The sequence below is a fragment of the Rhizobium sp. WSM4643 genome (genome assembly GCF_025152745.1).
GTDB lineage: Bacteria > Pseudomonadota > Alphaproteobacteria > Rhizobiales > Rhizobiaceae > Rhizobium > Rhizobium leguminosarum_I.
The window spans coordinates 3,530,560-3,544,819 of record NZ_CP104040.1 but is presented as its reverse complement, the minus strand read 5'-3'; the positions used below and the strand labels follow the sequence as shown (position 1 = coordinate 3,544,819).

Below are 14,260 nucleotides of genomic sequence, written 5' to 3'. Positions count from 1 at the left end.
ACTAGAAATTTATGGCATTGATTCCGCAGCGATGGGGCGGGCGATGCCACGATTTTATTTCAACATCGTTTCCGGCGCAGGGACGATCGCCGACTTCGAAGGTACCGAGCTAGCGACGCTCGAGGACGCCAGGCATGAGGCTGTACGCGACGCCAGAGCGCTGATGAGCCAAGCAGTGCTTTCTGGGAAAGATATCCCAGCCAGGGAAATCCAGGTTTGTAACGAAGAGGGCGCTGTTCTATTGATCGTCCCTTTCACGGAAACGATCAGACCTTTCGAGTAACCGATCGCCGGATCGGCAGGCCAATCAGGCGTTCATATTCCCGCTCCGGTATGCCGTAGCTGCCCGCGGCGATTTCTTCCAATTTTGCCCGATCGATGATCCTGACATTTCCGCGGGTGGCCCTGATCGCCTTTATCCCTTCGATAATATGCAGCTCGTTGGTGACCCCCGATCGGCGTACGCCAAGCATAAGCGACAGGAATTCATGAGTGAGGGGCAGATCGTTTCCGACCAGACGATCATGGCACATCAGCAGCCAGCGAGCGAGCCGCTCATGCATATTGTAGCGCCCGTTGGCAAGAGCCGATTGGGACAGCTGTATGTCGCAACAATGCACGTAATTGAGAAGCAGATCGTTGACCGCCGGAAATTCGGCCGACACCCGCTTGAGGGTTTTGACGGCGACGAGCAGGCCAGAGCCGGCGACTTGAAGGAAGGTCCGGTTGGGCGTCGTATCGGTCTTCAGGACGACATGGGCTCCCACCATGCCCTCGTATCCGACATGCCCGACTTCGACAGCTTCGTCTTCGGCGCTGGTCGCCACCATCGACGCCAGACCCTCCTCGATGAAACAGACATGCTCATTCGGCTGATCGGATTCGACCAGGACATGCCTGCTCGGCAGGTGGACCGTTTCGGCATCTGCAGTGAGCAGGTCGAAGGCGTCAGCGGGCAGAGCCTTCAGCAGCAAGTTACGAACGTTACGCTGGTCGAGTGCGGGCATGCACGTCTCCTTCGGGAGAGAGCCCGCGCTCATACCAGCAGCCGTCGTGATCGTGGTAATGATCAGCTTATGCGTCAAAAGGGCTGGTATAGCCATATTCGGGAGGGGCTTTGTGCGGTTTTGACAATTCCGCTACGAGGCGCCAGAACCGATTCATCGCCCGGGACAATTGTTATGGATTGCGAGGCAAGCGGATCAAAAATCGCGCACTCGGCCGTTGATCTTCGATCTTGGCTTTCAACCGCTGCACGAGACCGCGTACCACCCTCATTCCCAGGCTTTTGACGTCGGTTTGAAAAGAGGAAAATTCCGGCGGCAGGCCTTTTCCGCCATCGGCGATTTCAAGGAATTTGGTCGTCGGTACTATGCGCCCTGACGATAACCGTGCCGGGGACATCAGGGTAGGCGTGTTTGAAGGCGTTCGTCACCAACCCGTTGATGAGAAGGGCGATCTCTATTGCGCGATCGGCATCGACGGCGCGTGGCTCCATCTCGACGGATACTGTGTGCTGGGAGGCAGACTGCCGCAGGCATTGGCAGAGGTTCGACAGGAAGTCCGCCAAATCCACCGTCTCGTATGCGGCTGGCGCCGGCTTACATTCGCACCTCCTACGGCGATTTCGCTGCAAGTCGTTTGCGTACAAAGATAGGAACGACCAGCACCGCGACGCGGAAAGCGATAGATGGCCCGCCCACATTCGGGGCCGATGGACAAACGACTTGCTATGGGGTCTCTTGCGGCCCATACTTCGATCATCGTTGGCAGAATTCTTGGCGCCGACGGCTGGGAGACGATCCGCTCTTGCCACACAAGAGGGCAAGGCGATGCCTCCTTTCGAAAGCAAAAATCTCTTCCTGCTCCATTTGACGACGCCACAGCTTTTGGTTTTCGAGACAATTCTCGAGCCGCTCGCTTTGCCGCGCGATTTCGAACTCGCCTCTATAGGGCTGCCGGTCAGCCACTATTATTTCCTGGAAAGCGGCATCGCCTCCATGGTGGCAACTTCGCCCGAAGGCAAGAAAGCCGAGATCGGCCTGGTCGGCAGAGACGGCGTATCGCCGCCGGCCCTGACGATGGAGGCGGAGGCATTTTCGTTTGACGTAATGATGCAGGTCGGTGGCGCGGGACGTCGCGTGGAAGCGCGCGCTCTGGCAGGGTTTCTGTTTGATCAGCCCGCCGTTCGGCAACTGCTAGCACGCTTTCTTCAAGGCTTCTTCGCACAGGTCGCCTACACTGCGCTTTCCAATGCCGTTCACAAGATCGACGTCCGATTGGCGAAGTGGATATTGATGTGCCATGACCGTATGGATGGCGAGGAAATCGAGCTGACGCATGAATATATGGCGACCATGCTCGGAGTGCGCCGCTCCAGCGTCACCGAAGCGCTGCACATCCTCGAAGGCGAGCACTTCATCTATTCTCACCGGGGGCTTGTTATCGTTCGCAATCGCACATCCCTGGAAGCGTTCGCAGCTGACGCCTACGATGTTCCGGGAGTATCAGGCCGCAGTTGGCCGGATTCCGGCCATCGCTCATTGGCTGCGGTTCAGTAGTTCATTGATATAAGATGTGGGCGCTATTGCAGCGTCAACCGGTCGGGCCGATCCTTCCATTCCTTGTATGGCAACAGCATCTGGCCGGGAAACCGGCTTTCGATCGCGTTCTCCGTCAGAACGATTTTTGCGAAGATCTCATCGGTCGGCGAAGCTCGATTCAATGCTTCACTCCGCTTCTCCAGATCAGCCATCAGTTCGAAAAGCTCGTCGTCCGTCATTGCCTCGAGAACCAAGGCGAACTCACGCTCCGAGACAGCCGCAAATTTCATCACCATGCACCTCCTGCCGATGGCGCGTTTCTGGGCCTTAGCCAGAAAGCACTGATCGGCAATTGTTTGGGCGTCACTTTCCCGGCAGGTCCTTCTCGGTCGTCGCAGCACCTGGAAGCCTTTGCTGCGACTGCTCCCTGTCCGAGCCGCGCACCGGGGCCGCCGGCGCCCGGGCAATATAGACGCCCGCTCCTAGCGCGCCGATCGCCACGATGAAAGCACCGGCTATGGCGAAGACAGACCGTCGCCCGTCCTGCTTGATCATTCCGAAAGCAAGGGCAATTCCGAGAAGCGCTGCTCCTCCTGCCACCGCAAACAGCCAGAGATAATTCATCAGCATAGGCTCCCAATGTCCGGCCGCCTAACCCTGAAGGGGAAAGAAAGGTTCCTGGAGCATTTCCGTTCTCTCCAAGTCACGGAAATGCTCCATCGCAGCTTCGGCGCAATCTTATTTGTTAAGCTCCTCCGCCATCTGCAGATGGTGTTCAAGCGCAGGCCTCGTGCTTGCCGCCCAAGCTTTCAGCTCCGCATTGTCGCCGCCTTCGCCATAGCGCTTGAAGAGGTCGACCGCATCTTCGTGCGCGGATTCCTGATCGGAATGATATTGCTTGATGAAATCACTACCTTGAAGGCCCTTCAGCTTGTCGAGCATTTTCTGCTGGGCGCTGGTCATGGCGGCTGGCAGCTGCGCCTTAACCTTGCCGCCGGAAATCAGCGCCTTGAGCTCGCTGCTCGTTTTCTCATGGTCCGTCACCATCTGCTGGGCAAAGGTCTTGGTTGCCGCATCGCCACGCTCGAGTGCCAGCTTGCTGGATTCGATCTCGAACATGTCGCTGGTGGCGGCCTCCTTCACGAAGTCCGCCGTCTTCGGTGCAACGCCGATCAGCGAGTTGACTCCGGTCTTTTCCGCGGCTGATTGGGCCATAACGGGTCCAGCAAGCGAAACCGCGATGGAGGCGATGATGATTTTCTTCATGGTCTGGTCTCCTGGTTGGTGGCATCAGAACTTCAAAAGCGCCAAACTGTTCCCGGCCCGCTCAGCAATTGTCACGGCGCCCGCTGGCCTTATCAGACGCAAACGGCATGCCTGCCGTCGGGCGGCTGCACAAAGAGACCACGATGGCGCGGCGCTGCCTCGGCGAAACGCTCCGGCCATGCGCCGAAGCCTAACGAGGCAATCTCGCCGCGACTGGGTACCGTCCGGCTGAGAGCCCTCCGTCTGGCCGGGTGATGGCTTGAGCGATTCTGAACAGGAAGGCCGCGGCAAAGGGCAGTGATGCGGGAATCCACATCAACAGACCTGCGAGTTGCTGATCTTCAAGCGGCGACAGGCCATAGGCCGGCGCCGCCAGGAAGTGCGGACTGAACAGAGGATGGGATGCAAAGGTCAGGTACGCACCGAGCGCTGTCATCTGCAGAAGGGTTGCGGCGCAGACCACAAGTGCGCCGCCTGAAGGCCGTCGAGCATCGAGGATTTCCTTCCACAGCCAAGCCGCCGACAGGAAAAGCGGGATTTCCATGATCCAATAGGGAATGCTCCCAGAGAGAGCCCAGGCGTAGGGCAGGGGCAAATGCCATAGCCAGAGCATCGTCGTGTGAAAGACGAATATGAAGATCGACGGCACTCGATCCAGGAGCATCGCGTGGCTGAAGAGAAAGCGCCACGTAAGCGGCGCAACGAGCGAGATCAACACGATATGATGAACTGCCCTTGCCGAGAACAACGCTGAACTGAGCGCACAAAGCGGGGAAACGAAGGCGACGGTGAAAAGAGCGATGGCGGTAAGCCACTGCCCGACGCGCTTGTCCCGACGCGCCGGCAACCAAGTCAACGCAGTCGCAATGCCTATCGCAAGCAGCAGATAGGGATCGAAATTCCAATCCCACATCAGCAACTGAGGTGCCGGCGCGCTGCCGCAATACGGATCAAGATTGAAGGTCATTTCATGCCCGCCATTGTCGATTCGGCCGCTAAACAAGCCTAACGCGGATTTGTTCCCGCCAAATGGGTCCGTCTCGCTTTCTGATGGAACAACTCCCGCGGATCACGGTTTGGCTGTCTTGAATTTTCAGACCGAGGGATGAAGGCCGAATGGGCAAGGCGGCGCGTTGGTTTTGCGGTTCCGATCGAAAGGCAGGCGAAGACATGAAAGCACTTACCTGGCATGGCAAACATGACATCCGATGCGAGAGCGTTCCCGATCCTCAAATCGAGGAAGGGCGCGACGCTATCATCAGGGTGACAGCCTGCGCGATCTGCGGGTCGGATCTCCATCTGTTCAACGGTGTGATGCCGGATATGCATAGCGGCGACATCATGGGCCACGAGACCATGGGCGAGGTCGTCGAAGTCGGCAATGACAATAAAAAGCTCAAGGTCGGTGACCGTGTCGTGGTGCCTTTCACCATCTCCTGCGGCGAATGCTTCTTCTGCCAGCGCGGCTTTTATTCCGGATGTGAACGCAGCAACCCCGATCCGTCGAAGGTCAAGAAGATGTGGGGGAATTCACCCGCGGGCCTGTTCGGCTACACGCATCTTCTTGGCGGCTTCAGTGGAGGTCAGGCGGAGTTCCTGCGCGTGCCTTATGCGGACGTCGGACCGATAAAGGTGCCGGACGGACTGACAGATGAGCAGGTGCTCTTTCTCTCCGACATCTTTCCGACGGGCTACATGGCGGCTGACTTCTGCAATATCCAGCCGGGGGACACGATTGCGATCTGGGGCTGCGGCCCTGTCGGACAGATGGCGATCAAGTCGGCCTTCATCCTCGGCGCCGAACGCGTTATCGCAATCGATACCGTGCCGGAGCGGCTTGCTCTTGCCGAAGCGTCGGGAGCAACCACCCTCGATTTCATGGACGAAGACATCTACGACAAGCTCATGGAGCTGACCAACGGGCGCGGCGCCGACGCGTGCATCGACGCGGTTGGCACCGAAGCCGATCCCTCGGCGAGCTGGGACTCAAGGCTTGACCGCATCAAGATCGCTACGTTCATGGGAACCGATCGCCCCCACGTTCTTCGCCAGGCAATCCATTGCTGCCGCAACTTCGGCACGGTGTCGATCGTTGGCGTCTATGGCGGGTTCCTCGATAAGATCCCGATGGGTTCGGCGATCAATCGCGGCCTGACGTTCCGAATGGCGCAGACGCCGGTGCAGCACTACCTGCCACTACTCATGGAACGCATCCAAAAGGGCGAAATCGATCCGTCGTTCATTATCACGCATCGTGCGACCCTCGCAGAAGGTCCTGAGCTCTACAAGACTTTCCGCGACAAGAAGGACGGCTGCATAAAGGTCGTTCTCAAGCCGTAGGGAAAGCCGCGGACGTCCTGGGATCACCGCCGGCATTGAAGAAAGGCCCGATCGATCATGCAGAAGAAATCAAACGACCCTATCGAAGACCGGAATAAGCTGCGCCCACCGGAGATGGAGCTCGAGCCGATCCGGTCCGAAGGTGGAGGTGAAGACCCCGGTGCAGTTGTCGGCAAGCGCGTTAAAGCGCGAGCCGGCCGTCCTTCGGAGAGATCGGCGACGCGCCGCGCCCAGCCGGACAATGAAAGGGTAGAAGGATTGCCGGAAACAGACGCAGCAGACAACCTGGCGACGGCGCCACCCGTGATGAAGCGTGACTGAGCGTGATCCTCTTCGGCCTGATGGAAACGCAGGCGATCACGATCGCTCCAATCTTTTGGGGGATTAGCCGATCGCGCATGGGGCTGGCCCGGATGACACGGAACCTGTTCGTTTTTGGAACTTTAAAAAAAGGCTTTCCCCTTCATGAGCAGGGACTTTTCCGCGCCAGGTTTCTTGGAATTTTCCGGACGCGGGAATGTTATCCGATGCTGATTGCCGGCCCTTGGTTCGCTCCGATGATGTTCAATGAACCGGGCATTGGCTATCGCGTCGTCGGTGAACTTTACGAGCCCGGCGAGGATACGATAGCAAGTTTGGATCGGCTGGAATCGATCGGCATACCCGGCAACCTGCGCGTAGTGCTAGAGGTGGAACCAGTCGCCGGCGGGCCAATATGTTCAGCACTGGCGTACATGAAATCGCGTCGGCTCGCCGAGCCTGTTCACTCGAATTATCTGCGAGTCTATGAGGACAGTCGGTTTATCCCTTTCGATCGGAGAGACTGAGACGCCTGCAGCCTGGCGCCGTGTGGTTTCCCCAATGCCCGCTCAACATTCCACTTATTCCTCGGCGTCGGAATAGGTCTTGTATTGCAGCTTCTGGAGCGACGCATCGAGCTTCAGGATGAACCCTGTCGGCGGGTAATCGAGAGCGACTTCTCCGAAGGCCGCCAGGCTGGAGTTGACGAGGCGCGTACCAAACCCCTTGTTGTTCGGCGCCACCACCGCCGGGCCCCCGGCTTCTTGCCACCTGAAGTCCAGGCGCTTTTCGCCCACCGCGCCGCGCACAGACCACTCGATTTCAATCGTCCCGGTATCGACCGACAGCGCGCCGTACTTGTTGGCGTTGGTGACAAGTTCGTGCAGCACGAGGGAAAACGAAAGAGCCGCCTGGGGCCCCAATTCAACCGCAGGACCGCGTGCTTCGAAACGTCGTGACGCCTCAAGCCCAAGATTGATCGCGGTCGCCTCGACGATTGTCGCCATGGTCGTGCCCAGCCAGTTTTGCTGAAGCAAAATGTCGTGCGCCTTCGAATAAGCATTGATGCGTGCCGCGATCGACTGCTCCGCATCCTCCATAGAGCTGGCGTTTCGGAAGGATTGGCTGGTGATAGCCTGAACGACGGCCAGCGTATTCTTCATGCGGTGAGAGAGTTCGTGCATCAGGACGCGCTGTCGCTCCTCATTCTCTCGCTGCTCGGTGCGATCTCTCAGAATCTTTACGAAGCCCTCGACTTCCCCGTTGTCCGACGTCAACGCCATCATCTGCCCGGATGCCCAGAACGATGAGCCGTCCTTGCGAACGTGCCAGCGCTCATCATTGCCATGACCTTCCGTTAAAGCGGCAGCCATTTCCCGCTGGAGAATCCCGGCCTGCCGGTCTTCCTCGGTGAAGATCATGGCCGCGGGCTGGCCGATAATCTCGGGCTCATCCCATCCGAGAATCCGGCGCGCGCCCTCGTTCCATGTGGTTATCAGCCCATCCAAGTCCGTGGAGATGATCGCATACTCGATCGCGCTTTGCAGGATGGCTTCGAGAAAGCGCTCCCGTGACCGGCTGGAATTGGAAAAGAGTTTCATGATCATATGTTGCGCCTGATCCTCCGGAGCTGCAAGGCCGATCGACCACATCCCGATTCTATAGCGGAGGCCGTCGTGTTGGCCAAGATGCGGATGTGGCTCTTCGCCGGGCAGGTGTCGGATGAGTAAATCACGCACTCAAACGAGCGACCTTCTCGGAAACAAAGATACGCGAGCCGCGTTATCAGCCGACGTCTTAGTGAGCGTGAAAGCATGACAGGCCATTCGAGAGAAAAACTGCATGGGGATTTGCCTTCCGCATCTTCAAAAGCAGCCTCCGCCGATCGGAAAGAGCTGGCAGCGATCGCGTTTGAACGCACCAGGATGCCGATGGTCGTCACCGACGCGCGTAAATCCGATCAGCCGATCGTGCTTGCAAACAAGGCATTCCTCGCACTGACAAGTTATGAGGCCCATGAAGTGTTAGGCCGCAACTGTCGTTTCCTGCAGGGCCCTGCGACGTCTCCGATCGCCGTCGCCGAAATTCGTGCCGCCATCGCCGGCGAGCGTGAGGTCAGCGTAGAGATCCTCAATTATAAGAAGAGCGGGGTGCAGTTCTGGAACCGCTTGCATCTAAGTCCCATCCATGGGGATGACGGAAGGATACTGTATTTCTTTGGATCTCAGATCGATATGACGGAATATCGGCGGATCGAGGCACTGGAGGCCTCCGAGCACCGCCTGCTGATGGAAGTCGACCACCGGTCCAAGAATGTCCTGGCAATCGTTGACAGCATTGTCCGTCTGAGCAATGCCGATGACCCGGCCCTTTACGCCGCCGCTATTCAACACCGCGTGCAGGCGCTCGCCCGTGCCCATACCTTGCTTGCTGCACGAAGATGGACAAGCGTTTCTCTTGAGGAACTCATTCGCCAGCAGGTGTCGCCGTTTGCGGCCACCCGCGCTTTTTTTAGCGGACCGGATATCAAAATGGCTGCGCCGGTCGTCCAGCCCCTTGCGCTCGTGCTCCATGAACTCGCTGTCAACGCAGCCCACCACGGTGCGCTTGCCGCTACGCAAGGTAAGCTTTCAATCAGTTGGAAGCCAAGACCGTCCGGGGCAGGCTTTAACATCCGGTGGCAGGAGGTGGGCATCGACACTCCGCCTAGATCAGCCAAACGAGGTTTTGGCACGGTGATTGTCGGCGCAATGGTTGAAAAGCAGCTTAAAGGACGTCTTCAGAAAATCTGGTCGGATGAAGGGCTGCTTATCGACATTGAGATCCCATTGGCAGGCTCGACCTCCGTGTGACGGATCTGTGCACTCGCCTCATACCCTCGCCCTCAAGCAGCCGGGCGACAAATCGAAGACGTTCCTCCATGACCGAAGTCTCTCTCCACGGCATCAACACCTCCCGCTTCAAAACGGAAAGTGTTACCCATGTCTCCGGTACAAAATGTCACCTACCTCTCAGGTCGGGCACGGTGTCCAGCTCTCGATGACGCTTGCCTGTCAACGAGAGTCGCACTTGCTCAACCCAGAAGGGGAAGATCAGCTGCGAGGCTGCAGCAGCGCCAAGGCGACCGTCGATGCGGCTAGGACAGCGGTAACGGTCAAAGGACCGACAGCGCCGTAGTGATCGACGACATAGCCGCCGAAAACCGCGCCGATACTGATGGCGACCTGAAAAGAGACGACCATCAGGCTCCCCGCTGCCTCCAGAGCGTCGGGTGCTCCGCGGGACAGATTGGTCGGCAGCACCACCGGCGCCATGCCGAACGCTAGACCCCAAAGCGAAACGAAGGCGAACGCAACGCCGATATAAGCACCCCAAAGCACCAAGGCGAGCGCCGCAATCGCCATCAGTGCGGCGGTAACACCAAGCGCCAGGCGGATACTTGCGTCGGCCATTCGGCCACCGGCGACGTTGCCGATCACAGAGGCGATGCCAAACCCAAGCAGCGCTAAGGCGATCCATTCGGTTTTAAGGAGCGTCACTTGTTCGAGGAAGGGTCGCACATAAACCGAGCCAGCAAAATGCCCCGTCATTAGCAAAAGGATGGCAAGCATTCCCAGTTGAACGCCACGCCGGCCTGTGAGCCGGAACACGTCGGCGAGCCTGTTGCTTGTGCTTGCGGGCAGCGTTGGCAAGCTGAGCGCCTGCAGCACCATGGCAAGTGCGGCAAGCCCGGCGGTCATCGCCATGGCGATGCGCCATCCCAGCCAATCGCTGATCAAAGCGCCCATCGATGGCGCAGCTATGGTGGCGAGCGAGACGCCAAGGGTGACAACAGCCATGCCCCGACCTGTTGCATTGGCGCCAACCAACCGAGCCACGACCGCGACTGAAAGCGCCCAGAAGCCGCTAAGCGCGATGCCTAGCCCAGCCCGTCCCAACAACAATAGCCAAAAATCAGTCGCTAGTGCTGCGAGAATATTGGATCCGATCGCCAACGCGCTAAGACCGACCAGCACCGCCTTGCGGTTCAGTGTGCCGATAAGAACATTGCTCAATAGGGCCGTCACGGCGCCGACGGAAGCGGTCGCGGTGACGACCTGTCCGGCTGTTCCCTCGGTAATCCCGAGATCGCGCGCCATTGGGGTCAACAGGCCCGCCGGCAGGAATTCAGCCGATACCAGCGCGAAGCTGGTAGCGGCCATCGAAAGAACGGCAAACCAAGTCGCGGCACTCCAGGCGGCTGGCTCGGCGGTATCAAAGACTATCGCCGCGTCGTCGAGTTCTGATGTCGTGTCTGTCATTGAATTATCTCCACGTCTGGAGATTTCATAGACGAACTTCCTAAGATGATATGTATCTTAAAATCCGAAGTTCATGTCCATTCGTCCGGAACTTGTGCGACGCACAATGCCGGGTGACACGCTGGTGATGCGCTTGAAGGCGCGAGCGAAGGATGCCTCCGACTCATAACCTAAACGGGAAGCAACTTCAGCAACTGACATGCCGCTTTGGCCAAGAAACTCGCTGGCAAGCTGCATCCGCAGACGGCTAAGATAACGTGCCGCGCCTTCTCCTAAGATAGCGCTGAAGCGCTCGGCAAAGATCGAGCGCGACTGGCCTGCCACGGCCGCGAGGCTTTCGAGGGTCCAGTTATGGCCGGGGTCCCGGTGCATCGCTGCCAACACACGACCGATGTGGGGGTCGCGGATGGCGGCGAGCCAGCCGATGGTCGGGGCTCCGCTGCAATTCACCCAGCAGCGGATCAGCCGCGCTGCAAGCAAGTCTGCCATACGCGATAGGACCGTCGCGCTGCCCATCTGGGGCTGTGAAGCCTCCGCCGTCATCGCCGCCAGCAGGGGACCAACGATCGGGTCATTGCCGGCCACATCGCAGCCCTTGATGATTGGCGGCATCAAGGCGATCAAAGGATTAAGCGCATAAGCTCTCAAAGCCATAGAGCCGCAGAAGAGGGTACTGGTCGCACCCGTTCCTTCCCGCACCACTTCGCAGACGTTGCTGCCTAGCTTTGTTATCTGACAGCTTTTGAGGGAGTCGCCCTCAACATCGGGCGCGCTGGCTAATCGATGCGCGATACCTTGCGGTAGCAGAACGAGATCTCCGTCGTTCAACTCCTGCCACCCCTGAGCTTCGGTATGGATCCAGCACGGACCTTGGCTCACGAAGTGAAAACGAAGCAGCTGATGTTCCGGAAAGGCGATGCTCCACGGATGTCTGAGTTCGCAGCGCCCATAGTTGACGCCACTCAAGCGAAAGTCCTGTAGCACTTCACTTAGCGCATCCATTGGGATATTTGGCGGCGACAAAGGTCGAGACGAATGGTCAAGCATTCAGCCAATTTAGGTCTCGACCGTCTGGCATGCAAGTACGATCGTGTCGCAAGGCAATTGTCTTCTGGAAAACTGCACCGCTCCGGTGAAAGGCGCTAATGCCTTCTGGAGCCCGAAGTCGCCAGACGGTTCTCAAAGAGACGCTGCGAGGATTGGGCGGCGCATGATTCCATCACGATCAGGGCTGTTCCCACCTTGATTTTTCAAACCTGTTTCGCCATTTGATCGGCGCTAATTCGCTTTCCTGGAGAACCCGAGCACATGACAAAGACTGCAGAACAGACCGCCGAAAGCCACGTCTTTGAGGCCGACGTTGCCCGCCTTCTGCACATGATGGTCCACTCCGTCTATTCGGATAGGAATGTGTTTCTGCGTGAGCTGATTTCGAACGCAGCCGATGCCTGCGAGAAACTTCGATATGAGGCGATCGAGACACCGTCGCTCGTCGGTGCTGATGCCGAAAACCGGATCACGCTAACGCTGGACGAAGAGAACCGGCAGCTTATCGTCGAGGACAATGGCATCGGCATGGGCCGCGACGAAATGGTCGAGGCGCTGGGAACGATCGCGAGATCGGGGACCCGGGCGTTTATGGAGCGAATCGAAGCAAGCAAAGCCGCTGAAGGTGCTCAACTGATCGGGCAGTTCGGCGTCGGCTTCTATTCCTGTTTCATGGTGGCGGAGCGTGTCGATGTGATCTCGCGTCGAGCCGGAACGCAGGAAGCCTGGACATGGACTTCGGACGGCAAGGGAAGTTACAGCGTGAGCTCGGCAACGAGCCTCACTGAAGCTCCATCCCGTGGAACGCGTATCGTCTTGCATCTGATGGAGGACGCTAAGCAATATACCTCCCGCTGGACCATCGAGCGTATCGTCAAGGAACAATCCGGCCACGTGCCAGTTTCGATCCGCCTTATTGAGAAACCGGGCAAAGAGCCAGTCCAAATAACGGACGGCACCGCACTATGGACGAAGTCGAAGAGCGATGTCAGCAAGGAAGAGTATACGGACTTTTATCGTGGCGTCTCCGGGCAGTACGATGAACCGGCGCTGACCGTACATTTCCGTGCTGAAGGCCGGCAGGAATATACGACTTTGGCGTTCATACCCGGAACACAGCCTTTCGATATGTTCGATCCCGAACGCAAAGGAAGGATGAAGCTGTACGTCAAGCGGGTGTTCATCACCGATGATGCGGATCTGCTGCCGAGATACCTGCGCTTCGTTCGTGGGTTGGTCGATACCGCCGATCTGCCGCTCAACGTTTCTCGTGAGATGATCCAGGAAAGCCCTATCCTGGCGGCGATCCGCAAGGGCATCACCAGCAGGATCATCACCGCGATAGAAAAAGTCGCTGAAAGTGACGCCGACGCCTTCCTCAAGTTCTGGGAGAACTTCGGTGCCGTCCTCAAGGAAGGCATTTACGAAGACTTCGAACGACGCGCTCAACTCTTGGCGCTTGCTCAGTTTCGGACGTCCGCATCGAACGAAGGCTACCGTTCACTTGCCGACTACGTTAAAGATGCCAAGGAAGGCCAGAACGCGGTCTATTATCTGGCGGGCGGCAGCCTTGATCAGCTTAAGGCATCACCACAGCTTGAAGGGTTCCGGGCGCGCGGCATCGAAGTGCTGCTTTTGTCGGACTCAATCGACAGCTTCTGGACGATGAATGCTCCAGACTATGAAGGCAAGGCGTTCAAGTCCATCACGCAGGGTGCTGCGGATCTCGCACAGTTTGCGAAGCTTGACGGTCAGACAACGCAGGAAGCGGAAGACAACAGCACGGCGACCTTCCTTGCATTCGCCAAGCAAAAACTTGCCGACCAAATTGCCGATGTCCGGGCTTCGGACCGTCTGACGGAGAGTGCCGTCTGCCTCGTAGCACCCGAAGACGGCTATGACAGGCAGATGGAAAAAATCCTGCGAAACGCCGGTCGCCTTCAACATGCGTCCAAGCCGATCCTGGAGATCAATTTGCTGCACCCTTTGATCAAAGCGATTGCGAGCGTGGAGGGTGATGCTTCGTACCAGGAGGACGCCGCGTTCTTATTGCTCGACCAGGCCCGTATTTTAGATGGAGATCGGCCAGCGGATCCACGCCGATTTGCCGAGCGGCTTGCACGGGTCTTTCAGAGGTCGGTGCAGTCGTAGCAACAAGCAGAGGGTGGGGTTGGTCTGATCCAGCCTTTCGCGAATATGCGGCGGATGTCGCAAGCGGCGCTTACCCGGCCGAGAAGCATAAGGTTGCGTTAGAGCCACACCAACTGGAGCTTTTTCTGACTAGGCTTGGGGGCGCTGCGGGATAAAAAATGGCACGTTGCAGGATAAATTTCGATGACATGAACATGGAGATTTGCTGCGGGAGGCGAACCAGCACCCAGACGCCGAGATTGTCGGAATAACCGATACATCGGCAGAACGGGTGCAGCCAGCGCTCGCGGCCTTCAAGATCTTGCGATCCCT

General features: G+C 58.1%; 14 protein-coding genes. 6 read left to right on the top strand and 8 right to left on the bottom strand.

Annotation, left to right across the window (positions count from 1 at the left end):
* The first annotated feature begins 31 nt into the window (after positions 1-31).
* A complete protein-coding gene (locus tag N1937_RS31580; protein ID WP_409518522.1) occupies positions 32-283 on the top strand; it encodes a DUF6894 family protein in 252 nt (83 codons plus the stop codon).
* Here N1937_RS31580 and N1937_RS17665 read toward each other — a convergent pair.
* Positions 267-1,007 carry a Crp/Fnr family transcriptional regulator gene (locus tag N1937_RS17665; protein ID WP_017967266.1) on the bottom strand — a complete coding sequence of 247 codons (741 nt, stop codon included), beginning with the start codon at positions 1,005-1,007 and terminating at the stop codon, positions 267-269. The two genes, N1937_RS31580 and N1937_RS17665, sit on opposite strands and share 17 nt — an antisense overlap.
* A 411-nt stretch (positions 1,008-1,418) precedes the next feature.
* Here N1937_RS17665 and N1937_RS17660 point away from each other — a divergent pair, with 411 nt between their 5' ends.
* Positions 1,419-2,561 carry a Crp/Fnr family transcriptional regulator gene (locus tag N1937_RS17660; RefSeq protein ID WP_260056635.1) on the top strand — a complete coding sequence of 381 codons (1,143 nt, stop codon included), beginning with the start codon at positions 1,419-1,421 and terminating at the stop codon, positions 2,559-2,561.
* Between the two features lie 23 nt (positions 2,562-2,584).
* Here the strand turns inward: N1937_RS17660 and N1937_RS17655 are convergent, their stop codons facing one another.
* The 4 genes from N1937_RS17655 to N1937_RS17640 form a co-directional block, all read right to left on the bottom strand.
* Positions 2,585-2,833: a hypothetical protein gene (locus N1937_RS17655; protein ID WP_409995803.1), complete on the bottom strand. Its 249-nt coding sequence runs from the start codon at positions 2,831-2,833 to the stop codon at positions 2,585-2,587.
* 73 nt (positions 2,834-2,906) lie between these two features.
* On the bottom strand, positions 2,907-3,167 hold the full coding sequence (locus N1937_RS17650; protein ID WP_026154469.1) for a hypothetical protein: 261 nt from the start codon (positions 3,165-3,167) through the stop codon (positions 2,907-2,909).
* A gap of 114 nt (positions 3,168-3,281) precedes the next feature.
* Positions 3,282-3,809 carry a DUF4142 domain-containing protein gene (locus N1937_RS17645; RefSeq protein WP_017967272.1) on the bottom strand — a complete coding sequence of 176 codons (528 nt, stop codon included), beginning with the start codon at positions 3,807-3,809 and terminating at the stop codon, positions 3,282-3,284.
* Positions 3,810-3,999: 190 nt separating this feature from the next.
* A complete protein-coding gene (locus N1937_RS17640; RefSeq protein ID WP_222296010.1) occupies positions 4,000-4,776 on the bottom strand; it encodes a cytochrome c oxidase assembly protein in 777 nt (258 codons plus the stop codon).
* A gap of 203 nt (positions 4,777-4,979) precedes the next feature.
* Between N1937_RS17640 and N1937_RS17635 the strand changes: the two genes are divergently transcribed.
* Positions 4,980-6,149 (top strand): zinc-dependent alcohol dehydrogenase, encoded by a 1,170-nt coding sequence (locus tag N1937_RS17635; RefSeq protein WP_026154471.1) that lies wholly within the window; start codon positions 4,980-4,982, stop codon positions 6,147-6,149.
* Positions 6,150-6,472: 323 nt separating this feature from the next.
* Complete coding sequence (locus tag N1937_RS17630) at positions 6,473-6,976, top strand: gamma-glutamylcyclotransferase family protein (protein WP_260056634.1); 504 nt, start codon at positions 6,473-6,475, stop codon at positions 6,974-6,976.
* A 54-nt stretch (positions 6,977-7,030) separates the two neighbouring features.
* Here N1937_RS17630 and N1937_RS17625 read toward each other — a convergent pair whose 3' ends face one another.
* Positions 7,031-8,056: a sensor histidine kinase gene (locus N1937_RS17625; protein WP_017967278.1), complete on the bottom strand. Its 1,026-nt coding sequence runs from the start codon at positions 8,054-8,056 to the stop codon at positions 7,031-7,033.
* Positions 8,057-8,263: 207 nt separating this feature from the next.
* Between N1937_RS17625 and N1937_RS17620 the strand changes: the two genes are divergently transcribed.
* Complete coding sequence (locus N1937_RS17620; RefSeq protein WP_017967280.1) at positions 8,264-9,301, top strand: HWE histidine kinase domain-containing protein; 1,038 nt, start codon at positions 8,264-8,266, stop codon at positions 9,299-9,301.
* 240 nt (positions 9,302-9,541) lie between these two features.
* Here N1937_RS17620 and N1937_RS17615 read toward each other — a convergent pair whose 3' ends face one another.
* Positions 9,542-10,750 carry an MFS transporter gene (locus N1937_RS17615; protein WP_170258587.1) on the bottom strand — a complete coding sequence of 403 codons (1,209 nt, stop codon included), beginning with the start codon at positions 10,748-10,750 and terminating at the stop codon, positions 9,542-9,544.
* A gap of 57 nt (positions 10,751-10,807) precedes the next feature.
* Positions 10,808-11,797, bottom strand: a complete 990-nt coding sequence (locus N1937_RS17610; protein ID WP_017967282.1) for an AraC family transcriptional regulator — start codon at positions 11,795-11,797, stop codon at positions 10,808-10,810.
* A 261-nt stretch (positions 11,798-12,058) separates the two neighbouring features.
* On the opposite strand from N1937_RS17610, the gene htpG reads away from it, so the two are divergent.
* A complete protein-coding gene (gene htpG, locus N1937_RS17605) occupies positions 12,059-13,948 on the top strand; it encodes a molecular chaperone HtpG (RefSeq protein WP_222296009.1) in 1,890 nt (629 codons plus the stop codon).
* Positions 13,949-14,260: the final 312 nt, after the last annotated feature.